Origin of the sequence: Allocoprococcus comes, assembly GCF_013300725.1 — a bacterium.
Lineage (GTDB): Bacteria > Bacillota > Clostridia > Lachnospirales > Lachnospiraceae > Allocoprococcus > Allocoprococcus comes_A.
This window is the reverse complement of record NZ_JAAIMM010000014.1, coordinates 71,861-95,690: the sequence shown is the minus strand read 5'-3', so window position 1 is coordinate 95,690 and position 23,830 is coordinate 71,861. Positions and strand designations below refer to the sequence as shown.

The window sequence follows — 23,830 nt, the reverse complement described above, 5'->3', positions numbered from 1 at the left end:
GGTATTGTACCAAAGGGAATCGGGGAATAACAGATACGGATGATTACCTACTTACTTCTGAAATGCGAAAGTATGCAATACCAACAATGTTTGGACAACTAGGATGGTGGATTAATAATAGTTTAGACAAGTATTTTGTTATATGGTTAAAGGGTGCGGCAATAAATGGACTGTACTCTATTTCTTATAAATTGCCAAGTATTATGTCCATGGTATGCAACATTTTTGGTCAAGCGTGGGGAATATCAGCCATAAGAGATTTTGATAAAGAAGATAAGGATGGTTTCTTTAGCAATACCTATGAATTATTTAATTTTGTGTTGGTGCTTTGTTGTTCAGGATTGATACTGAGTAATATACTTATTTCTAAGATTTTGTTTGCAAAAGAGTTTTTTATCGCATGGAAGTATGCACCAGTTTTAATTTTGGCAATGTTGTTTAGTGGATTGAGTAGTTTTTGGGGTGGTATTTTTAATGCAGTTAAGAAAAACGAAGTTATTGCATGGACAACGGTACCAGCAGGTGTTATTAATGCGATTTTTAATGCGGTCTTAATACCAACCTTTGGAGCAATGGGGGCTGCTATTGCAACGTTGCTATCATTCTATTCGATGTGGGGGTTGCGATATCTTGCATCTAAAAAATACATTAGTTGCCATAACAATATTTTAAAACATCATTTAATGTATTCGCTAATAGTAGTACAGATTATATTTGGTTATCAGGAAAATCATTTTTATATGGGGCAAATTTTAATTATTGTATTTATGGTATTACTAAACAGAACAGTAGCCACAAAAGTTTTCAAAGCTGTTTTACAGAAGTTAAAATGGATACGCTAGATGAAATAAGAGCATAACTGATTAAGTACTAATGGAAAGAGAGGAAATTTATGAAGCAAAAGCTTTTAATTCTTGGTGGAACCGACCAACAGATAAAGTTGGTTGAGGCAGCTAAAAAGATGGGTGTATACACAATTGTTACAGATTATCTTGTAGATTCTCCTGCAAAGAAAGTCGCAGATGAAGCATGGATGCTTAATATTAAAGATGTAGATCAGATTGTTGAACGATGTAAAAAAGAGCAAATGAATGGTGTCATTTGCGGATACATTGACCCGTGTCAAAGACCTTATCAACAAATCTGTGAGGCACTTAATTTGCCGTGTTATGGAACAAAAGATCAGTTTTTCTATATGACTGATAAGCACGCATTCAAAAAAATGTGTGTGGAGAACGGCGTTGATGTTATTCCTGAGTACACGGAAGAAGAAGCCTTATCTGGACGAGCAATCTTTCCATTGTTTGTTAAGCCGGTTGATAGTAGAGGATCGCGTGGACAGTCCGTGTGCTACACGGTAGAACAACTCAAAAATGCAATTAGCTTTGCAAAAAGCGAATCTTCAAATGGGGATATCCTTATCGAAAAATATATGAAGGCTGCTCATGAGTTTCAGGTTACATATTTCTTTGTGGATGGTGAAGCTTATTTGATCAGAACGGTAGACAGTTACTGTGGTTCTGAGGAAAATCACCTTGAAAAAGTTGTGGCATGCGCTGTTTCTCCATCAAGATTTACAGATGAATATTTGAAAACGGCACATCAAAATGTCGTGAAAATGTTTAAAACAATGGGATACAAGAACGGTCCGATTTTTATGCAAGGGTTTGAAGACAATGGTAAATTTAGGTTTTTTGATCCAGGCCTGAGATTTCCGGGTGTTGATTACGAAAGAGTGTATACCAAAGAATTTGGCATTGATTTGATGGAAGCAATGGTTCATTACGCATTAGAAGGTAATTGCGGTTATGTAAAGCCGTTGGATGACGGTGTTAATCTGAATGGTAAGCGTGCAGCGGTTTTGTTCCCTACGTTAAAAGCAGGTAAAGTTGCAAAAATGCAGGGCTTCGACCGGACTGATAATTGTAAAGTGGTTTCGCTGATTCCAAGATGTGAGATTGGAAGTGAAATTTCTTGGAGTTACGACGTAAATCAAAGAATGGCCGAAGTGGATATTTTGTGCGCTGATACGGAAGATCTTAAAAGTGAGATTTCAAAGTTGCAGGATAGTATGCTGGTATTTGATGAGCTTGGTAATAATATGCAATACGAAAAGTTTTCAGTAGATAGGATTTTATGAGGGGAGGGGTTTTCTTGAAAAACGATTTAAATGTCAAGCTGATATCCATGGAAGATATTATGGAAGCAAAATGCTGTGATATTCAGGAAGTTATTAGGGTAATTGAAGAAGTTCTTGTTGATTATAAAAATGGTGGAGTTATGCTTCCAGATAAAATTTCGCAAATCTTTAATCTGGAAACGCAGGATAGAATTAACTGCATGCCATCAACATTGATGAAGGACGGTGTTTGTGGAATTAAATGGGTATCCGTTTTTCCAGAAAACCCACATAAGTTTTCATCTCAGAATGTTTCCGGCGTAATTATTTTATCAGAATTGGAGCAGGGATTTCCGATTGCGGTAATGGATGGCACGCTGATTACTGCATTACGCACGGCTTGTATGGGGGCAATTGGGGCAAAATATTTAGCTCGTAAAGATAGCCATATATATGGAACGATTGGCTCTGGAGAACAAGCAAAGGCTCACTTTGTTGCGATTAAACAGATGTTCCCGCAAATAGATACTTGTTATGTGGCATCCAGAAGTGGAAAAGGGGAAAATCAATTTATTGATATAATGAAAAAAAAGTATCCTGATGTCGATTTTATACCGTGTAATTCTGATTATGACAAGACCGCCCAAAACGCCGATATAATTGTTACAGCGGTTAGTTGCCAAGAACCTCTTCTAAAAGCAGATGCTGTAAAAAATGGAACCTATTACTGCCATGTAGGTGGATGGGAAGATGAATACGCTGTACCGCAAAAAGCAACAAAAATTGTATGTGATGATTGGCATTCTTTAAAGCATAGGGGTTCACCAACCATTGCCCGGATGTATAAAGACGGATTGCTAAAAGATAGCGATATATATGCTAATATAGCCGACATTATAGACGGAACAAAGCCTGGTCGGGAAAATGATGATGAAATTTGCTATTTCAATTCCATCGGTCTTTCTTTTGTTGATGTTAGCGTTGCATACAGTTTCTATAAGAAAGTGCTGAATAGTAATCTAGGAAAAGACTGGAAGATTCAGGAAACAGATGTTACAGATGCATTGTTAAAGAGTATCTGATTGTGGAGGGAAATATGGATAATAAAATTTTAGTTACTCGTTCATCTATGCCGACTCTTGACGAATATGTTGAAGAGATTCGTTCTATTTGGGACAGCCATTGGCTAACCAACATGGGGGTAAAACACAGACAGTTGCAGTCCGAATTAGAGGAATACTTAGGAATACCGCATGTGGCTCTTTATACAAATGGCCATTTGGCATTGGAGAATGTTATCGCAGCGCTGAACCTGCCAGAAGGCGGTGAAGTGATTACTACACCGTTTACTTTTGCATCTACTACACACGCAATTGTTCGAAATGGCTTGGTTCCAGTTTTCTGTGACGTTAATGAGAAAGATTATACTATTGATGTCACAAAGATTGAGAGCCTTATTACGGATCGTACGGTTGCTATTGTGCCTGTACATGTTTACGGAAATCTTTGTGATGTAGAGGAAATTGATAGAATTGCAAAGAAGTATGGCCTGAAAGTCATCTATGATGCTGCTCATGCTTTCGCTGTAAAATTCAAAGGTGTATCTTCTGCATGCTTTGGTGATGCATCAATGTTCAGCTTCCATGCTACAAAAGTATTCAATACCATTGAAGGCGGTGCAGTCTGCTTCAAAAATGATAGCTGGGTTCAATTGCTGAATGATCAGAAGAACTTTGGTATTCATGGACCTGAATCAGTGTGCTTTGTTGGTGGTAATGCCAAGATGAATGAGTTTCAGGCAGCAATGGGGATTTGCAATCTGCGCCATCTGAGCGATGAAATTGTAAAGAGAAGGAAAGTAGTAGAGCGTTATCGCGAGCGTCTGTCTTGTGTAGAAGGCATTCAGCTTAGTGTTATTCAGGAAAATGTGGAAAGTAACTATGCGTACTTCCCAGTTGTTTTCGACGGCTATAAGTATACTCGTAATGAAGTCTTTGCGATGTTGGAAGAGCAGGGCATCACGGCGAGAAAGTATTTCTATCCGCTAACCAATAGTTTTGAGTGCTATCGTAATTATCCGACTGCTGGAACGGAGAAAACTCCTGTGGCACAGCATTTGGCACTGCGTGTGCTGACCTTGCCGTTGTATGCAGATCTTGCACTGGAAGATGTTGATCGTATCTGCGATATCATTCTCGGTTAAGAGAAACCATAAAACACAAACAAAAATAGATGAGAACGCCTGTACGCTTTTAGATACAGGCGATGCTGCTCGAATTACATACCTCTTCGTTGTGAGCAGTAGGCAACGTAATGTCTATTACGGCAGAAATGTATTAAAGCTTAATAACAATTTGTGATTAATATAGAAAGTGGGAAAACTAATGAAGGGAATTATTTTAGCGGGGGGTTCAGGTACACGTCTTTATCCATTAACTAGGGTGACAAGCAAACAGTTGTTACCTGTGTATGATAAACCGATGATTTACTACCCGTTGTCAACATTGATGCTTGCCGGAATTCGAGATATCTTGATTATTTCTTCACCGCAAGATACACCGAGATTTCAGGAGTTGCTGGGAGATGGAAAACATTTCGGAACTAATTTATCATATGCTGTACAACCAAGCCCTGATGGTTTAGCGCAGGCGTTCATCATTGGAAAAGAGTTTATTGAAAATGATGCTTGCGCAATGGTACTTGGAGATAATATTTTCTATGGTGGATGGTTTAGAAAAAACTTGTCTGATGCAGTACATAATGCAGAAAATGGATATGCAACTATTTTTGGCTACTATGTCAAAGACCCTGAGCGGTTTGGCATCATGGAATTTGATAAGAATAAAAATGTGATTTCTGTTGAAGAAAAGCCGAAGAATCCGAAATCAAACTATTGCATTACAGGCTTATATTTCTATCCTGCTGGTGTGTCTGAAATGGCAGAGCAGGTTGTTCCTTCAGCACGTGGAGAGCTTGAAATAACCACATTGAATGACATGTATCTTAAGCAGGAAAAGCTGAAAGCACAGATTTTGGGTCGTGGGTTTGCTTGGCTGGATACTGGTACGATGGACAGCTTGATGGAAGCGTCCACCTTTGTTCAGACGGTTCAGAATCGACAGGATATGGTAATTTCTGCACCAGAAGAAATTGCTTACCATGAGAAATGGATTGATAAAGAAAAATTGCTCGAATCTGCGAATGCTTATGGAAAGTCTCCTTATGGCGAACATCTGAGAAGAGTGGCAGAAGATAGAATTATTTTTTGAAAGACGAGGAAAAAGAGAATGAATATTATTGTTACCGGCGGCGCTGGTTTTATTGGTAGTAACTTTGTGTTCCATATGCTGAAAAAATACCCGGATTACCGGATCATCTGTTTGGATAAGCTGACCTATGCAGGCAATCTGTCCACACTGGCACCTGTTATGGATAACCCGAATTTCCGCTTCGTGAAGGCAGACATCTGCGACCGTGAGGCTGTGGATAAACTGTTTGAAGAAGAGCATCCGGACATTGTGGTAAACTTCGCGGCGGAGTCCCATGTTGACCGTTCCATCGAGGATCCGGGCATCTTCCTCCAGACCAATATCATTGGTACCAGTGTGCTGATGGACATTTGCTGCAAGTATGGTATCCAGCGTTATCATCAGGTTTCTACCGATGAGGTTTATGGCGACCTGCCGCTGGATCGTCCTGACCTGTTCTTTACTGAGGAGACTCCTATTCACACCAGTTCTCCGTACAGCAGTTCCAAGGCTGCCGCTGACCTGCTGGTTCTGGCTTACCACCGTACATACGGCCTACCGGTGACCATTTCTCGTTGCTCTAACAACTATGGACTGTATCACTTCCCGGAGAAGCTGATTCCGCTGATGATTGCTAATGCTCTGGCTGACAAGCCGCTGCCTGTTTATGGCGAGGGCCTGAACGTCCGTGACTGGCTGTATGTGGAAGATCACTGCAAGGCCATTGATCTGATTATTCACAAGGGTCGTGTTGGTGAAGTCTACAACGTCGGTGGTCACAATGAGAAGCAGAACATCGAGATTGTAAAGATCATCTGCAAGGAACTGGGCAAGCCGGAAAGCCTGATTACCCATGTAGGTGATCGTAAGGGTCACGATATGCGGTATGCCATTGACCCGACTAAGATCCACAATGAGCTGGGCTGGCTGCCGGAGACTAAGTTTGAAGATGGAATCAAGAAGACCATTCAGTGGTATCTCGATAACCGTGAGTGGTGGGAGACCATCATCAGCGGTGAGTACCAGAATTACTATGAGAAAATGTACAGCAACCGCTAATTGAGGAAATGAAAATAATAATATATTGACGAAAGAAACAGGAGAGATATAATCTTGAGAGCAGAGCAGAGCAGAGCAGAGCAGAGCAGAGCAGAGCAGAGCAGAGCAGAGCAGAGCAGAGCAGAGCAGAGCAGAGTGGTTAGCAACGCTTAGAGGGATTGCTGCATTGCTTGTTTACATATCACATCTTAAACTGATGGTTACGCAGAACTTGTTGTTTACAATTGGTAGAGTTGGTGTAACGATTTTCTTCTTGATAACGGGATATTTAACCTATACATCCTATAAAAAAAGAACTGGAATGCAATATTTGGTAAATAGGCTATTTCGCATGTATCCGGAGTATTGGGTGCTTTTAATGGCTGCATTTATATTTCAGATAAAGAATGTTTCTGCACCGTGTTGGATGGCAAACATAACATTATTTAATGAGTTTATGGGATACGGAAACATTCTTGGAGCAAGCTGGATGATGCCGATACAAATTTGCTTTTTTGTTTTTATTTTTTTCTTTAAAAAATATGTGGTGAAAAGCAATGCTCCAAAATATTGGATTCTTTTTTGGGGGATGGTATCGTTGGGAGCAGGCTATTTAAGGTATGCTACGGGAAAACCTATACCAACAGCGTTTCCATTGCTATTCTTAGTTGCTTTATTGGGAATTGAATTCTTCATTCAAGAGAATGGTAAGAAGCAGAAAGCGGATAGTATGTGTTGTCTGGTGATATTTGAAGCTGTTTTAATTATGTCAACAAAGCTATCTTATGACAATTGGTTATATTATGTGGTTGCATATAATATAGGAATTGTACTTTTTGTATTTATGAGGAAACGAGAATGGAAGAGCAAGCTTTTAATCATGCTTGGAGAAATAGGATTTCCTTTTTTTCTTTGCTTTGACATTATATTTTCAATTATGGTTCGGTTTGGAGTATGTGAAGAAAATCAATATATGTCGGTTAGTGCATGCATAATACATTTTGTTTTGTCTCTTGCCTTTGCTGTGATCGTGACAAAATGGGTTGAAAAGCCTATATTAAGATATGGCAAAGCCTTAGAAAGAAAAATGGCATCAAAATAATAGATTGCGCAAATAAAACGAAAAGTGACATTTTGATAGAATAAAATTATTCGAGCAATATACGGTGTCAACTACAATGTGAGGAAGATTAAATGGAAACAAAATTGATTAAAGACAAAAATTTGAGGGGGGGAGTACGGAGTTCTAATATTGAACTTTTCAGAATCCTTTCAATGCTGATGATCGTAGCCCACCATTATCTTGTGAATTCAGGGTTACTTGATTGCATTGATGCACAGGCAAGTTTGCATTTTCAGGATTATTTTCTTTTGCTATTCGGATGGGCAGGAAAAACAGGTATTAATTGCTTTGTTTTGATTACTGGATACTTTATGTGTACATCGCATATTACCAAAAAGAAGTTTGGTAAATTATTGGCCGAAAGATATTTTTATGCCATTGCATTGTGGTGTATATTCTTCTTTACTGGATATGAAGCATTTTCAGCCAAAGGTTTCTTGAAGATGATATTTCCATTTTTCACGGTGGCAGATAACTTTACCAGTTGCTTTTTACTGTTTTACTTATTGATTCCGTTCTTGAATAAGTTGATTCATGCTCTAACAGAAAAAGAACATTTCTGGTTAATGGTGTGGTGTCTGGGAGTTTATGTGGTTCTGCCGTCTTTTGCAAAAGCAAATGTTGTATTCAACTATGTAACATGGTTTAGTATCCTCTTCATAATTGCATCGTATATTCGTCTTTATCCGAAAGACTGGTTTAGTAATACGAAGATTACGGGAACGCTGATGATTGCGTCGTTGATTATATCATGGGGAAGTGTTGCGGTGTTAGCTACGCTTAGTCGCATGGTAGGGAAAAACATCGGGTTCAGCTATTTCTTTGTATCTGACTCTAATAAGGTCTTAGCTTTAGCGACAGGTGTTAGTGCCTTCCTATTTTTCAAAAATATAAAAATTGGATATGACAAGATTATCAATACAATTGCTGCCTCTACATTTGGAGTATTATTGATTCACGCTAATAGTAATACCATGCGGCGATGGTTGTGGCAAGATACGTTTAACAATGTTGGTGCTTATGAGGCTGGAAATGCGGTGATTCACGCTGTTGTGAGTGTGATACTGATTTATGTGGTATGTACAGTAATTGATATATGCAGAATCAAACTGCTTGAAGCACCACTCATGAAAAAATTGAAATAATCGGAAGACACCTGGTACGGCATGAGCTACCACGAGGATGTCGCAGCAGTAAAGGATAGCTTCAAGAAGATGCTGGAGAATGGTGTGTACAAGACTGATTTATTTGCAGACTTGTGATATACTTAAACAACTATAAAAGGAAAAATATTATCACCATGCTCAGAACGAAAGGACTGGAAGCTGGATCTTCGTGTTAATGAATATACAGAGCTGGAGATTTTCGCTGAGAAAAATTCTCCGAAGCGTGTGAACTGTCCAGAGGCCTGTGGACTGCGTCATCTTGCATTTTGCGTAGACAGCGTGAAGCAGATAGTGAATGAGCTGGCGGAGATAGGCATTGAATGTGAGCCGATCCGAGTTGACGATTTTACCGGCAAGAAGATGACTTTTTTTTATGACCCAGACGGATTGCCGCTGGAACTGCACGAATAATCATGGGAGAGAAAAGAACACATAAATCTCGGAAGCCCGGTGGAGGCCGGAAGAAGCTGAAGCCAGAATACGATGCAGGAAAGAATTTGAAAGAGCAGATGGATGCTGCTATGGTTCTCTATAATTCAAATGACTCCCTGCAGGTCATCGCCGACGCTTTGAACTTGAATCCTATCAAGGTGAGGAAGCTCCTCATCACGGCTGGTGTGTATGAATCAGAAATGGCGGAGAAGGTACGGGATACCTTTGAGGAGTACCGAGAAACAGAGTGCTATAAAGAAGCAATCCTCTCAACCGCAAATACTCTTCAGCTTTCCAAAGCCTCCGTTACCTCGTACTTACCATATCAGAAAGGTGTGTACTTCTCAAGTACAGCAGCCAAAGAGCAGATCAGTGTTGGAGCTGAGCGGCAGCGGAGATACAGAGCAATGAAGCGGTGGAGGGCTGATCCGACAGAAGAAAACTTCTGGGGAGTGGTTCTGGCTTATGCCGGGGTAAAATTTAAAACCTACTCAGGATTGCCATTTTCTTATGAAATTAGAAAAGGCAGAAATGGACAATACACGAAAGAACTGTGGATTGACAGGCGGGAGAAGAGTAAAAGTCTGGCATGGAGTTCGGTGTTATTGGCACTACGGAATATTAAAAAGGTGGGGAAAGTGGTTGATCGTCCTAAAGCTCTGGGCGATATCCGAGGCGTGACTTACATATACGGAATGTTCTACCGGTTTGGTCTGATTGATGTACCGGATGAAGTGAAGAGAAGATTTTCTTGCAGGACTGTTGACGGGAAATACAGATTGGGTGGTTAAGTCAAACATGGAAGCCAGCGAGGGATTCACGGATATTATCATTGAACCACAAAGAAAAAAATAGCACTCGGAAATCAGTCACAAAGTATTGTTGATTTCCAGGTGCTATTTAAGGATTAAAGTTGAATTTGAGAGAAGTCAATAACTAAATCAGAATAAAGACCAGCTTTTACCTGATCGGAAAAAGTAAATTCGTTGTTATCATCTGTTTCAAAGTTCCAGACAGTGATCCGGTTCTTTATTGGATCCACAATCCAGTATTCTCGGACACCAGCAGATCGATATTTGAATAGTTTTATAGAATAGTCCATGCGTCTGCTGCCAGGGGATACAATCTCCATAATCCAATCCGGTGCACCTGTGCACCCATTATCTGTAAGTTTGTTTTTATCACAAATTATGCTGATATCCGGCTCAACATAGTTTTTATCATTCTCATTTAGAAAAACAGCAAATGGAGCAATATAAATTTTACAGGATCCCTTCTTTGAATCAATATAGTCTGCAATCTTACGGTATAACGTTCCGGTAATTTCCTGATGTAGTCTGCTCGGCGGTGCCATGTAATAAATATGACCGTCAATCAGTTCGGCTCTGGTTCCTTCTGGAAGCTTGTAAATATCGTCGGTTGTATAAATCTGCTCTTTTGGTAATGGCATAGAAGAATACTCCTTTCTTGAACGTATAAAATGTAAAGAATATGGCTACTCAGATTCGCGAAGAATTCTTTGCTTAATAGCTTCTTTAATATAGCCGTTAGCTGATTCGCCGGCTATTGCTGCAACCGTTTTGATTTTGTTATATAATATAAGTATAACATTTAATCAATGCTGTGTACATAGTCAAAAGCGACAAAAACTACGTATTGAAAATGTGGTAACAAATACAGTTGGAATGTTTGTTGGATGGCTGATATGGAAGATAGTATGTAAGTGCCTCAAAACATGGCAGAGTGCAAAATAGCAGTTCGTCTGCTACAATGTACCCAACATGAATTGAGGCAATTTTTTATAGATGATATTTAGAGTTAAATACTTTAGTTTATATGTGATTGATATAATGCATATGCGCTCAAAGAAAATCCATCATCAATTTTCCCCTGACGAATCCAATCATCCATTTTATTGACAGGAATTTCTATAATCTGTTTAATTCCTTCGTGAATTTGCTGGTTCTGTTGAAAAGATTCGATTTCTACCAAATATACATCAACCCTGTTGCCTGTAAGTCCGCTGTCAGAAATTACGTTTCCGAGCAGAATTGGCTCATTGACGATGGTTGCGCCTATTTCTTCTTTTAGCTCTCTTGCCGCATTTTCAGATGAAGTTAAATTATCTTCTGAAAATCCTCTTGGAAAACTATACTGCATTTTTCTTGGTGCGTGTCGATACTGATTTAGCAATAAGAAGTTATTTTTGTATTTCGGTATCATAACAACCCCGTTTTTTCCGTTTGGTGAAACAATTCGTTCGTAAGGGAAGAACTTTTTCGGAGTCTCAGAATTACTGTTTTTTATAGGATCTACAATCAGTGTATTGAAATTACTCTGATATACGACTCCGAATTTATAGCCATATAATTCTTCTAACTGCATCAGATATTTTGTTATTGATTCATCATTCACATCTGCAATCGGATATATCGAAGAATTTTTAAATAAATCTTCATGAGCCCCATTCTTTTGGTATTTGATGTATTTTTTTAGTTCAGGTGAAAGGACTAATGAAATAGGAACCGATTTATTTCTTTTTTCACCGGCCGCAATGTCTGCCATGCAGTTATTGTTGTAAATAGCTGGTTTGCAAAAGAAATATCGATAGCATCTTTGATTAGTTTGCCTATATCTCCAAGTGCATCTGACAGAGAAGATAGTACTGGAAACACATGGGCAAGCCCAGAGGTGACCGCTTCACTGACGATCAAAAGAAACAACCATTCCAGTGCCTGACCGGCGACTGATTTTAGACCGGCAGGAATATGGATCCATTTTATGCATGGCAGTAGAGCCAGTTTCTTTGTGGTAGAAAATGCTGTCATATATATCTGAAGCTGATCCTGAAACAGATCTAAGCAACGATCAATGGCAAAAGCCAGAAACAGACATATGATTGCAAGTAACAGGTGTTTTCTTATTGAGGCATGAATTTCTTTTTTATGGTGTTGAACTTTCTTGTTGAAATTGTATTCATATCGATAAATAATGCTTTCATTTTCCGCTGTTGTTTTATATGACACGTATCCTGTGTAGCGAGCCGCTATTTTGAACCTGGGTAAAGCTTTCAGCTGTTCAAATTCTTTAAAATACATTGTTTCATCTAATAAATATTTTTCATCAGCAAGATTTCCATCATGCCAGTCCTGGTTTAAACGATTAAAAAAGTCAGAACGAAAAGTTATTTTTTCACCGCTGAAATTCTCGGACAATTCATTTACATCATAATGCTTTGTAACATTACATATACTTAGCTCGCAGGCGTAATTATAGCAGATATTGATAATTGCCTCTGCATATTGATATGGAGTTTTGCATTTGGATGCATCTTCTTTGAATTTTTGCTTTATTTTATGTAAATAAACAGATCGGTCATTATTACCATTTTGATAACATGAGAGATTCTTTATAATATGGATTGCTTTATCCCATAATGGATCTTGCGGATTTTCAAATTCAGTTACAAATGTAATAATATTTTGCATTTTTAGTTTTTTATATTCTTCGGGAGCTTTCGGAGGAATATAAATATCGTGTAATGCGCTCAAACGTAGTACGGTTGAGAGCAGCCAATATAATTTTTGCAATATATTACGCATTTCCTGTACGACAGACTCTTTTGAATGGTTGACAGTTTTTTCATCGAATAAAGAACTTTGTTTTAAAATTTTCTTTTTTTTCTGAGTTTCTTCTGAGTTTTCCGGGCTTATGGTTTCATCGTATACAAGCTCTTCAAATAGTTTGATCAGCTCATGTTCGGAGCGATTTGTACCTGTAGAATACTCAAATATTTCAGAAAGATCTGAATATAATAAACTTCGTTTGATTAAGGACAAAAGTCTTCTTTGAGAAGATTTTACAGGCAGTGCAGAATAGATAAATTGTTTTTCTGATTCAACAGAGTTGATTAAATACTGGGATAAACTTCGTATATCACCATACTGGGATATGCGGATTGCGCCATTTTCAAAAAGTCTGATAAAATATTTCTGGTATTCGGAATCTTTTAATAAACTAAAAAATCCTCTGGAATCCACTAATTGATTATAGGTTAGCACGACAATATTTCCGTTGTTGACAATTTCATTATATAAAGCTTTTTGTCCGGCTATTATTTCTTCATCTGTTTTTCTTACTGAATCGAGTTCAAATAAATATACGTATTCCCTCATAGAGTAGTCCTTTCTGCTTATCAGTTATTTTTAAGTATCTGATATACATAATTTTCGGCTATAATCTTCGGTGTGTCAACTACTTAAATATTGTTGGGATGGATATTCTGCTTGGAAAATGAGAAAATGGGATTAGTAAAAAAGAAAATTTTAAGAAAAAAGTAGTGGTTTTACGTATTTAGGGCTAGCCGACGCGCTAGCGTCTTGGTACAATCTAAGTATAACTATGGTGGAAGGCTTGGAGGCACTAAATGAAAAAGTATGCCTGCCGGACGGCGATGATACTTGCTTTTCTACCGTATAAAACGCCGTAGATGCCGACCAAGAAGGAAGATTGGATGGATCAGATTATAAAGTTGTGAAGGAGAACGTCAAATGAGAAAAAGTACGAGAGGCTATTGTAAATATTGCAGTAAAGAATACACCAGAACAGGCATGGTAAAACATTTGCAAACGTGTAAGAGAAGAATTGATTTATATGAAAAGACAACAGAAACCGAAAAATATTTTGAACTGCTGTTATATGGAGCGTACAATAAAGATTACTGGCTTATTATACAGATCAAAGAGAATGCAACATTGGATGATCTGGATCAGTTTATCCGTGATATCTGGGTAGAATGCTGTGGACATTTAAGCGCGTTTGAGATTAATGGCGTAAGCTATGAAAAGGAACCAGATGATGATTTTTGCTGGGATGAGCCGGCAGAAAGCACGGAACACAAATTAAAAGAAATACTTGAATCGGATATGTTGTTTGGATATGAGTATGATTTTGGATCTACTACGGAACTTGCGATCAAAGTATTGAATTATTATAATGCACCAAAGCAGAGTAAAAAAGTGGTGATATTATCCAGAAACAATCCACCGGAATTTCAGTGTTCGATTTGCGGGGAACACAGAGCATCCTGGATAAATGCCGTGGATATTTATGGTGAAGAACCATTTTGGTGTGACGAGTGCGCAGACAAGCTTGAAGAGGGCGAATTTGATGAAGAAATTGACAGTGAAGAGGTGTGGCTACTTCCGGTTACGAATTCTCCAAGGATGGGAGTCTGCGGATATGAAGGAAGCAGTGTGTATCCGGAGCAGTTTGAACCGGATGAAATTTGTTAGATAAATACAGATATAATTAGTTCACAAAGAGAAGGAAAAAGCTATGTCGATTAAAGAACGAGAGGAGCTTTTATTTCAAAAATTAAGAGAAAAAGATACCAGTATTGTAGCCGATGGAGTGATTTGCGAGCAGGAATTTTTAAATGCCAGATATAAGATCGTATATATCCTGAAAGAAGTAAATGGTGGAAAAAGCTGGGATCTGCGAGATTTTGTTTATGAGGGTGGAAGATCACAGACTTGGGATAATATTGCACGCTGGACGGAAGGAATTCTGTCCTGGGAAAAAGAATTTTTGTGGTCTGAGATGGAGACAGACAATGAACAAAGACGCTTGCGGGAGTTGAAGAAAATAGCAGCGGTCAATTTGAAGAAAACTTCTGGTGGACGTACTTCAAATAATGGTGAAATTTACAGGGCAGCAGTTGATCATCATGACATTATCAAGAAGCAGATTGATTTGTATAAAGCAGACTTTATTATTTGCTGTGGCACGGAGTATGTTTTTATGGATGCATGTTATAAGGACAGAGAGGTTGAATGGAAAATGACTTCAAGGGGAATCTGGTATTTCAGAGATGGCAAATCTGTTGTCATCTCATTTTCGCATCCGGAAGCAAGAGTGAAAGATGCGTATTTGTTTTATGCATTGACGGATGCGGTGAAGGAGATTATGCGCTGTGAAGAGTTTGAAGAACAACTATAGGGATTATAAGGAAAAAGTTTTGTAAAATCTGCAAGTGAAAGCAGAAGTATCATATATTGTAATTAGAATATGACAGGATACGGGCAATGATGGAGGTTTGCCATTTTAGATGGCAGATGATAATATAATCTGTATAGAGGCAGAAAGGAAGTGGATACAGATGGGGATTTTCGTAAATCCAGATAATTCGGCGTTTCAGGTTGCGTTGAATTCAGAAATATATGTTGATAAAACAGGTTTGTTGGAATATACCAACAAAGTAATGAATACATTGCAGGGATATATTTGCAATAGCCGTCCACGCCGATTTGGAAAATCTGTCACGGCAAATATGCTTACAGCCTATTACAGCAGGGGATGTGATTCGGAAAAAATGTTTTCCGGATTTGAAATTAGTAAGTACTTGGATTTTAGAACACATTTGAATCAATACGATGTAATTCATTTGGACATTCAATGGTGTATGGAGCCGGCAGGCGGCGCGGAAAAAATTGTTTCGTATATTACGGGAAAAACGCTTGCGGAATTACGGACATATTATTCAAATGAATTGCCGGAAAAGATAAATTCTTTGTCAGAAGCGCTGGCTGTAATTAACAATAAAACGGGAAATAAATTCATTATTATTATAGACGAATGGGATGTACTGATCCGCGATGCGGCTGCGGATAAAAAGGTTCAGGAAGAGTATATTAACTTTTTAAGAGGGTTATTTAAAGGAACGGAACCAACAAAGTACATTCAACTTGCATTCCTGACGGGTATTTTGCCTGTTAAAAAAGAGATATCACAATCTGCATTAAATAATTTTAAATTATATTCTATGCTTAGTGCAGGACCACTTTCTTCTTATATTGGATTTACTGAAGATGAAGTGAAAGCTTTGTGCGAGAATTATGATCGAGATTTTGAAGAAGTAAAAAGATGGTATGATGGATATCAGCTTGGTCAATATCATGTCTATAATCCGAATGCGGTTGTAAATCTGATGATGGAAGGGGAATTTCAGAGTTACTGGTCTGGAACAGCTTCATATGATGGAATCGTTCCGTTGATCAATATGAATTTTGACGGTTTAAAGACTGCGATTATTGAAATGGTGTCAGGAGCAGCTGTAAAAGTGGATGTTGGATCTTTTCAAAATGATATTGTCAGTATTGTGAACAAAGATGATGTTCTGACTTATTTGATCCATTTAGGGTATCTGGCATATCTTAGTAAAACGGAAGCGGCATTTGTGCCGAATGAAGAGATAAGACAAGAGCTGATTCGCGCCACACGTAGGAAAAAGTGGAATGAATTCCTTGATTTTCAACAGACATCCGAAACATTATTAGATGCTACATTAGATATGGATGGGGATGCGGTAGCAGCGCAGATTGAAAAAATCCACAGTGATTATTGTTCTATGCTACAGTATAACGACGAAAATTCTCTGAGCAGTGTTCTGGCAATTGCATATTTGAATTCGATGCAGTATTATTTTAAACCGATTCGGGAATTGCCAACGGGACGGGGATTTGCTGATTTCATTTATATTTCTAAACCAGAATACAGGGATGATTACCCGGCACTTGTGGTTGAATTGAAGTGGAATAAGAATGCGCAAACTGCGTTAGGACAAATTAAAGATAAAAAGTATCCGGAATCTGTATTGAATTATACGGGGAATATTTTGCTGGTGGGAATTAATTACGATAAGGAAAGTAAGGAACATCAATGCTTGATTGAACAGTATGTGAAATAAAAGGATGTAGTTTTACCAGGCGATATTTTTGTGGAGCAATACACAGTTTACATTTTAGAATCTGTGGAAAATATAACGAAGAAAAATGGAAAATAGATGAAAAAAGTAAGATGGATTATTTTCGGAATGTTAGTAGCTTTGCTTACAGGATGTTCTGGAAAAAAAGCTGCAGAAACTTCTGCGGATGCAAAAAATGTGAAAAATACGCTTGATTTTGTAGATGCACACGGCGAGTGTTATACGGTGGAAATCAATGAAGCAGTTGCCAAAAATCCGTATGATAATGCACTTTTTGCAAAAACTGAAAATAAAATTAGCTATGAAGATGACAAATACACTTCGAGGCTGGGTGTGGATGTATCTGTTTTTCAGGGAGATATTGACTGGGAGCAGGTGAAAGCAGCAGGCTATGAATTTGCAATTCTACGAATCGGATATCGTGGCTATGGCGAAGAAGGTACGTTAAATGCAGACGAGAAGTTTGAACAGAATCTGAAAAATGCCCGAAAAGCTGGAATGGATGTTGGTGTTTATTTTTTCTCGCAGGCGGTAAATGAAGAAGAGGCTGATTTTGTTCTGGAACATTTGAAAGGGCAGGAGCTTCAGATGCCGGTTGTGTATGATCCGGAGCATATTCTGGAGGACGAAGCACGGACGGATGGTGTAACGGGAGAACAATTTACCCAAAATGCGAAGGTATTTTGTAAAGCAATAGAAGAAGCAGGATATGATGCCATGATTTACAGCAATATGCTGTGGGAAGCGTATGAACTGGATCTGGAGAAGCTGTCAGATTATCCGGTCTGGTATGCAGATTACGAAGAACTTCCGCAGACGCCGTATAGGTTCAGTATGTGGCAGTATTCCAGTACAGGAAGCGTGCCTGGGATTGACGGAAATGTGGATTTGGATATCCAGTTTGTAAAAAGATAAAAATTTACTGATTTCTGAAAAAGTATTTGTTGCGATTTGCAGGAAAATGTAGTACCAAATCGTAGACATTGATGGAGTGATTGCCGCGGCTGATGAAGTGTGATAGAATAAATTTTATGATGTTATAGACTGAGCATAGTATCGCTGATACTTGTATGACGAAATGTCTGATTTTAACTTTATGCAAGTTGTGTATGGATAATTGAGCACAGAGATAAACAGATTGCATAAAGTTAGAAAAATTCAGAAAAGGCACAGAAAACCAGGCAGGGAGAATGGAAAGAATGAAACCAGTTTACGAAAGATTTATCGAGAATCCGGATTTTACGAAACCGGAATTTGTCGAATTGATAAAATGTGCAGAAGATCCGGAGGCAGTCCGGAGACTGAAAGAAGAAGCAGTCCGTATTCGGGAGATTTATTACGGGAAAAAGGTATTTACCAGAGGACTGATCGAATATACCAACTATTGTAAGAATGACTGTTATTACTGTGGAATCCGCAAAAGTAATGCGAATGCAAAGCGCTACCGTCTGACAGAAGAAGAGATCATGGCATGTTGTGAGAATGGCTATGAGCTTGGATTCCGGACGTTTGTCCTTCAGGGCGGGGAAGATGCTTATTATACAGATGACCGGATGGTAGAGATTATTAAAAAAATCAAGGAAGCATATCCGGAATGTGCGCTGACGCTGTCGATTGGTGAGAAGTCTTATGAAAGTTATAAAAGGTTCCGGGAAGCCGGAGCGGATCGTTACCTGCTTCGTCATGAGACGGCGAATGAAGAGCATTACCGGAAGCTGCATCCGGAGAAAATGAGTCTCGAAGTCCGGAAAAACTGTCTGTATGATCTGAAGAAGCTTGGTTATCAGGTGGGGGCTGGCATGATGGTTGGTTCACCTTATCAGACGACAGAGGATCTTGCAGAGGATCTGGTATTTCTGAAAAAATTGCAGCCGGAGATGGTGGGGATTGGACCGTTCATCCCACACCACGACACGCAGTTTGCAAAAGAACCGGCAGGAAGTGTGGAGATGACACTGTTTCTGCTCGCTGTGATCCGGATCCTGCTGCCGAAGGTACTTCTTCCGGCAACGACAGCACTTGGGACGATGGATCCGCTTGGCAGAGAGAAAGGGCTGCAGGCAGGAGCCAATGTTGTGATGCCGAATCTTTCACCGATAAAGAACCGGAAGCAGTATGAGCTGTATGATAACAAGATCTGTACCGGAGAAGAAGCGGCAGAATGCCGTGGATGCATGGGAAGACGAGTGGCAAGTGTCGGATACGAACTGGTGACAGAGCGTGGAGATGCAGTGTAAAAAAAGTATGATGGATGGAATCGAACAGATTTTCTGTAAAAACTTGCTAAAATTATGCTTTTGATTTTAAACAGATATCACAAAGAAGAAAAATTATTTTTGCAAGAATCAAAAGAATCTGTAGAAAGAAAACACTTTTCGATACATTTCGATGGATTTCACAAGCTATCGAACCGGCATTTTCAGCGGTAAAAGAATCTCCCTTTTTACCACTAGGAAAATATACGCAGGATATGCTACTATATAGAAGTCGACAATACTTATACGCGTAAGAACAGGAGGAACTTGATTTAGCTGTTTTCTAATGAGAACCCGCAGACCTTTCTTGTACAATGCGGTATCATAAATAAAATATTTTATTTTAAAGCAAATTGAAATTGTATATAGAGAACCATATATACAAGCCGGACACAGGGGAATGGGACCGTAAAAAGTTTCGTTCCCCTGTGTTTGGTTGGAGAATGAAAGGTATCGTTTGAATTTATGTTTCAGGCTTCTGCATTTTATCCCTACCGAAACTTACAGTTTTATGGTATGATGAAAAAGTATGTAATCATCGCAGAAAAAGTCGTTTATGATAAAAATATGAGGATTACACGAAAGAGGAAGCCAGCCTGGAAAAGGTCTTGTTTCCGATTCCGAATTTTGGGAGGAATATAATTTGAGTAAGAAAAATGAGTATCAGGGACATCTGATCCGTGAGGTTTACCCGGATTCCATTGCCGAGGCGATGGAGATCGAGCCGGGAGATGTCCTTCTGCGAATAAATAACCAGAAAATAGAGGACGTTTTTGATTATCGTTATATGATCAAGGATGAGTATGTAGAAGTACTGATCCGCAAGCCGGATGGGGAAGAATGGCTTCTGGAGATCGAGAAAGAATATGACGATGATCTGGGGGTTGAATTTGAAAATGGTCTGATGAGTGATTACCGTTCCTGCAGTAACAAGTGCATTTTCTGTTTTATCGATCAGATGCCGCCGGGAATGCGTGAGACCTTGTATTTTAAAGATGATGATTCACGTCTGTCTTTCCTGCAGGGCAATTATATTACCTTGACGAATATGAAACAGAAGGACGTGGACCGTATCATTGAGATGCAGCTTGCACCGATCAATATTTCCATTCAGACCACTAATCCGGAGCTTCGCTGCAAGATGCTGCACAACCGTTTCGCCGGGGAAAAGCTGAAATTTGTGGATGATCTGTACGCCGGACATGTGGAGATGAACGGGCAGATCGTACTCTGTAAAGGAGTCAATGACAAGGACGAGCTGCGCAGGTCTATCGAAGACCTGATGAAATATCTGCCATTTATGCGGAGTGTGTCGGTGGTTCCGGCAGGACTTTCCAAATACAGAGAGGGACTTTATCCGTTGGAACTTTTCACGAAAGAAGAAGCAGAAGAGACTATTGACCTGATCGAGAGTTATCAGAAGAAAGCATATGATGAATACGGGCTTCATTTTATCCATGCAAGTGATGAGTGGTATATCCTTGCAGAGAGGGATTTCCCGGAGGAAGGACGCTATGACGGGTATATCCAGCTGGAAAATGGTGTTGGCATGATGCGGCTTCTGCGGGATGAATTTTATCATGCATTGGAGGAGTTTCTGGCAAGTGAAGAGTATCCAAAGTTAAAAGAAGAGACCGCACGGACATTTACCATTGCGACCGCAAAGCTTGCTTATCCGACCATTCAGGAATTCGCAGACCGGATCATGGAAGCATTTCCGAAGGTAAAGATCACCGTTGTCTGTATCCGCAATGATTTCTTCGGCGAGACGATCACCGTATCCGGGCTGATCACAGGACAGGATCTGGTGGCGCAGATCAAAGAGCGGCAGGAAGCAGGAGAGGATCTGGGAGACACGCTTCAGATCCCGATCAATATGCTGCGAAGCGGAGAAGAGGTCTTTCTGGATGATATGACCGTACAGGATGTGGAAGCGGCACTTGGCATGAAGTTAAAAGCCGTGGAGTCCGGTGGAAAGGATTTCCTTGACGCGGCACTGAATTTGGATTATCATACAGAACGGAACAATGAGAACTTTGTATACATCAAAGCATACGACAGAGAGGATGAGTAACTTGAAATTTTCAAAACAGATGTCTGAATCGATCAAACTCGGTGTGATCCTTGCAATCGCAGGCGGATTTATGGACGCCTATTCTTATATGTGCAGAGGAAAAGTATTTGCCAATGCGCAGACTGGAAATATTCTGCTTCTTGGAATCAATATTTCAGAGAGAAACTGGCAGATGGCACTTCATTATCTGGTACCGGTGCTGGCATTTGCCATTGGAATCGCCCTTGCAGATCTGGTGAAAATACGGACGAAAAATCTGACACTTCTGCACTGGAGACAGATTTCGGTATTCTGTGAGGCAGTGATCTTACTGAGTGTCAGCTTTATCCCACAGAATTTTAATCTGGCGGCGAATGCACTCACATCCCTTGCGTGTGGGATTCAGGTGGAAAGCTTCCGCAAAATCCATGGAAACGGAATTGCAACCACCATGTGTATCGGAAACTTACGAAGTGCGACCCAGCATATGTGCAGTTATGCGAACACGAAGGATAAAGAGTATATCAAGAAAGGACTTTTGTACTATGGAATCATCTTCTTCTTTGTGATCGGTGCAGTTATCGGAAATGCCTGTGTGGAAATGTTTGCTGAAAAGGCACTTCTGATTGCTTCTGCAATTCTGGCAATTGCTTTTGTGATGATGTTTGTTGATGGAGAAAAAGAACAATGCAAATAAAGCAGATCGCGTATATAAGATCCGATTTTGTGGAAAAATTCGGGATTCCGCGACAGAGTAATCTTGTGGATACCCGGGCAGAAATCCATTTTCTGCCGGAATATCAGAATGCGGATGCGCTGCGGGAAATAGAGACGTATGATTATCTGTGGCTGATCTGGGAATTTTCGGAGTCGATCCGGGATACCTGGAGCCCGACGGTACGTCCACCGCGGCTTGGTGGTAACAGACGGGTGGGAGTCTTTGCCACCCGTTCTCCATTTCGTCCGAATCCGATCGGACTTTCATCGGTTAAACTTACGGGTGTGGAATTTCGGGAAAAAGAAGGACCGGTGCTGATCGTAGAGGGAGCGGACCTTCTGGACGGAACCCCGATTTACGATATCAAGCCTTACCTTCCGTATGTGGACAGTCATCCGGAGGCAAGGGGCGGTTTTGCAGAAGAAAAAAAGGATTACAGACTGGAAGTGAGTTTCCCGGAGCAGTGTCTGGAACTGATCCCGGCAGAAAAAAGGACGGCGCTGATCCAGATCCTGGAACAGGATCCAAGACCTTCTTACCAGAAGGATCCATCCCGGATTTACGGTATGGACTATGCAGGGATGGGAATCCATTTCCGGGTAGAAGAAGGAACACTTATTGTGACGGAGGTAGAAAGATTATGAAAATCTATCTTGCACCGATGGAAGGCATTACAGGTGAGGTATACCGCAGGGCGTACCACACCTTTTTTGAACCCATGGATAAATATTTCACCCCTTTCCTGAACCCGAATCCTAAAGGAAAATTCAGCAGACAGGAATGGAATGAGATCCTTCCGGAAAATAATGAGGGCATGTATACCGTACCGCAGATCCTGACCAACCGCGCCGAAGATTTCATCCGCCTGGCCCGGCAGCTGAAAGGATTCGGCTATGAAGAAGTCAATCTGAATCTCGGCTGCCCTTCTAAAACAGTTGTAAACCGGAAAAGGGGATCCGGCTTTTTGTTTTATCCTGATGAACTGAACCACTTCCTTGATGAAATCTTTGATAAACTCGATATGAAGATTTCTATCAAAACAAGAAGTGGCAAATATGAACAGGATGAGTTCGAAGAACTTCTGGATATTTACAATCATTATCCCCTGGAAGAACTGATCCTTCACTCAAGAGTCCAACAGGATTATTACAAAAACAGACCCGACTGGACGACCTTCGCCTACGCCTTCCGGAACAGCAAAAATCCTCTGGTCTATAATGGAGACATTTTTTGTGTGGAAGATTACCAAACCTTCCACCAGAAATTCCCCGAAACAGAATGCATCATGCTCGGAAGAGGAATTCTGATGAACCCATTTCTTCCGGCAGTTATAAAAGGGGAATCTACATTTGACACCAAGAAGATTGCTACATTCTGCGATCATCTTCTTGATGCCTATATCGAAAAATCTCCAGAAGAAAAAAATGCAGTAGTCAAAATGAAAGAACTCTGGTGGTATCTCGGCAAAAATTTTCAAAACAGCGAAGAATATCTGACACAAATCCGCAAAAGCCAGACCATCCGGGAATACCGGATGGCGGTAGAAGGTTTATACAGAAACTGTACGTATTTACAATAATAAAAATGCAGTTTGATGAAACAGCCAAAATACTAAAGAAGAAACCTGTCCCATTCCGATGATTGTGCAATGGAGAGAAGACTCAAAAATCATTGAAGCCTCTGCTGAAAATGATTTTCGCTTTCAGAGGCTTCTCGGAATGGTTTGCACAATGGAATGGGACAGGATTCTTTTTGGGACGCATCTTGCGACAAAATCCCCTATTTTCTAGTAAAATTGCATAAAAATCCAGGCGTTAGCTTTGACTAAGATTCACAAAAATCTGAAAAACATTAGAAACTTCTACAATTATCTGATAAAATAAAGAGGTAGGGATTCGGCAAGTCTAAGAAAG

The 23,830-nt window shown here is 39.8% G+C and carries 21 protein-coding genes and 1 pseudogene; 19 read left to right on the top strand and 3 right to left on the bottom strand.

Features of this window, described 5'->3' with window-relative positions:
• The 10 genes and pseudogenes from G4407_RS09290 to G4407_RS16555 form a co-directional block, all read left to right on the top strand.
• A partial coding sequence (locus tag G4407_RS09290) for a lipopolysaccharide biosynthesis protein (protein ID WP_173688666.1) occupies positions 1–842 on the top strand: 842 nt, incomplete at its 5' end.
• A 50-nt stretch (positions 843–892) separates the two neighbouring features.
• On the top strand, positions 893–2,140 hold the full coding sequence (locus G4407_RS09285; protein WP_173688665.1) for an ATP-grasp domain-containing protein: 1,248 nt from the start codon (positions 893–895) through the stop codon (positions 2,138–2,140).
• A gap of 14 nt (positions 2,141–2,154) precedes the next feature.
• The gene (locus G4407_RS09280; protein ID WP_201856669.1) at positions 2,155–3,201 is read left to right on the top strand and encodes an ornithine cyclodeaminase family protein; all 1,047 of its coding nucleotides are present in this window, start codon (positions 2,155–2,157) and stop codon (positions 3,199–3,201) included.
• Between the two features lie 2 nt (positions 3,202–3,203).
• Positions 3,204–4,322, top strand: coding sequence for a DegT/DnrJ/EryC1/StrS family aminotransferase (locus G4407_RS09275; protein WP_420315000.1), 1,119 nt, complete (start codon positions 3,204–3,206; stop codon positions 4,320–4,322).
• Between the two features lie 181 nt (positions 4,323–4,503).
• Positions 4,504–5,388 carry a glucose-1-phosphate thymidylyltransferase RfbA gene (gene rfbA / locus G4407_RS09270; protein WP_173688662.1) on the top strand — a complete coding sequence of 295 codons (885 nt, stop codon included), beginning with the start codon at positions 4,504–4,506 and terminating at the stop codon, positions 5,386–5,388.
• Between the two features lie 18 nt (positions 5,389–5,406).
• Complete coding sequence (gene rfbB, locus G4407_RS09265; protein WP_173688661.1) at positions 5,407–6,426, top strand: dTDP-glucose 4,6-dehydratase; 1,020 nt, start codon at positions 5,407–5,409, stop codon at positions 6,424–6,426.
• 196 nt (positions 6,427–6,622) lie between these two features.
• Positions 6,623–7,507 (top strand): acyltransferase family protein, encoded by an 885-nt coding sequence (locus G4407_RS09260; RefSeq protein WP_243868806.1) that lies wholly within the window; start codon positions 6,623–6,625, stop codon positions 7,505–7,507.
• A gap of 92 nt (positions 7,508–7,599) precedes the next feature.
• Positions 7,600–8,673 (top strand): acyltransferase family protein, encoded by a 1,074-nt coding sequence (locus G4407_RS09255; RefSeq protein WP_173688659.1) that lies wholly within the window; start codon positions 7,600–7,602, stop codon positions 8,671–8,673.
• Positions 8,674–8,835: 162 nt separating this feature from the next.
• Positions 8,836–9,105: pseudogene (locus tag G4407_RS17025) on the top strand (VOC family protein); the annotation flags it as partial.
• A 2-nt stretch (positions 9,106–9,107) separates the two neighbouring features.
• Positions 9,108–9,917: a hypothetical protein gene (locus tag G4407_RS16555; protein ID WP_243868805.1), complete on the top strand. Its 810-nt coding sequence runs from the start codon at positions 9,108–9,110 to the stop codon at positions 9,915–9,917.
• A gap of 116 nt (positions 9,918–10,033) precedes the next feature.
• Here G4407_RS16555 and G4407_RS09240 read toward each other — a convergent pair whose 3' ends face one another.
• From G4407_RS09240 to G4407_RS09230, 3 genes are all read right to left on the bottom strand, one after another.
• On the bottom strand, positions 10,034–10,576 hold the full coding sequence (locus G4407_RS09240; protein WP_173688658.1) for a Uma2 family endonuclease: 543 nt from the start codon (positions 10,574–10,576) through the stop codon (positions 10,034–10,036).
• Positions 10,577–10,953: 377 nt separating this feature from the next.
• A complete protein-coding gene (locus tag G4407_RS09235) occupies positions 10,954–11,691 on the bottom strand; it encodes an NUDIX hydrolase (protein WP_173688657.1) in 738 nt (245 codons plus the stop codon).
• Positions 11,637–13,301 carry a hypothetical protein gene (locus G4407_RS09230; RefSeq protein ID WP_173688656.1) on the bottom strand — a complete coding sequence of 555 codons (1,665 nt, stop codon included), beginning with the start codon at positions 13,299–13,301 and terminating at the stop codon, positions 11,637–11,639. Before G4407_RS09230 ends, G4407_RS09235 begins: the two co-directional genes overlap by 55 nt.
• A gap of 375 nt (positions 13,302–13,676) precedes the next feature.
• Between G4407_RS09230 and G4407_RS09225 the strand changes: the two genes are divergently transcribed.
• The 9 genes from G4407_RS09225 (at position 13,677) to G4407_RS09185 (ending at position 23,496) form a co-directional block, all read left to right on the top strand.
• On the top strand, positions 13,677–14,420 hold the full coding sequence (locus G4407_RS09225; RefSeq protein ID WP_173688655.1) for an IS1096 element passenger TnpR family protein: 744 nt from the start codon (positions 13,677–13,679) through the stop codon (positions 14,418–14,420).
• Between the two features lie 43 nt (positions 14,421–14,463).
• The gene (locus G4407_RS09220; RefSeq protein WP_173688654.1) at positions 14,464–15,126 is read left to right on the top strand and encodes a hypothetical protein; all 663 of its coding nucleotides are present in this window, start codon (positions 14,464–14,466) and stop codon (positions 15,124–15,126) included.
• A 160-nt stretch (positions 15,127–15,286) separates the two neighbouring features.
• The gene (locus tag G4407_RS09215) at positions 15,287–16,873 is read left to right on the top strand and encodes an AAA family ATPase (protein ID WP_173688671.1); all 1,587 of its coding nucleotides are present in this window, start codon (positions 15,287–15,289) and stop codon (positions 16,871–16,873) included.
• 96 nt (positions 16,874–16,969) lie between these two features.
• Positions 16,970–17,806 (top strand): glycoside hydrolase family 25 protein, encoded by an 837-nt coding sequence (locus G4407_RS09210; RefSeq protein ID WP_173688653.1) that lies wholly within the window; start codon positions 16,970–16,972, stop codon positions 17,804–17,806.
• Between the two features lie 275 nt (positions 17,807–18,081).
• Positions 18,082–19,128, top strand: a complete 1,047-nt coding sequence (hydE, locus tag G4407_RS09205) for a [FeFe] hydrogenase H-cluster radical SAM maturase HydE (protein ID WP_173688652.1) — start codon at positions 18,082–18,084, stop codon at positions 19,126–19,128.
• A 661-nt stretch (positions 19,129–19,789) separates the two neighbouring features.
• Complete coding sequence (locus G4407_RS09200) at positions 19,790–21,220, top strand: DUF512 domain-containing protein (protein WP_173688651.1); 1,431 nt, start codon at positions 19,790–19,792, stop codon at positions 21,218–21,220.
• A 1-nt stretch (position 21,221) separates the two neighbouring features.
• Positions 21,222–21,896, top strand: a complete 675-nt coding sequence (locus G4407_RS09195; RefSeq protein WP_201856667.1) for a YoaK family protein — start codon at positions 21,222–21,224, stop codon at positions 21,894–21,896.
• Entirely contained in the window at positions 21,887–22,561 is a 675-nt protein-coding gene (gene tsaA / locus G4407_RS09190; RefSeq protein WP_173688649.1) for a tRNA (N6-threonylcarbamoyladenosine(37)-N6)-methyltransferase TrmO, read from the top strand. The genes G4407_RS09195 and tsaA overlap by 10 nt, the downstream gene beginning before the upstream one ends.
• Positions 22,558–23,496, top strand: a complete 939-nt coding sequence (locus tag G4407_RS09185) for a tRNA dihydrouridine synthase (protein WP_173688648.1) — start codon at positions 22,558–22,560, stop codon at positions 23,494–23,496. Before tsaA ends, G4407_RS09185 begins: the two co-directional genes overlap by 4 nt.
• The last annotated feature ends 334 nt before the right edge of the window (positions 23,497–23,830 follow it).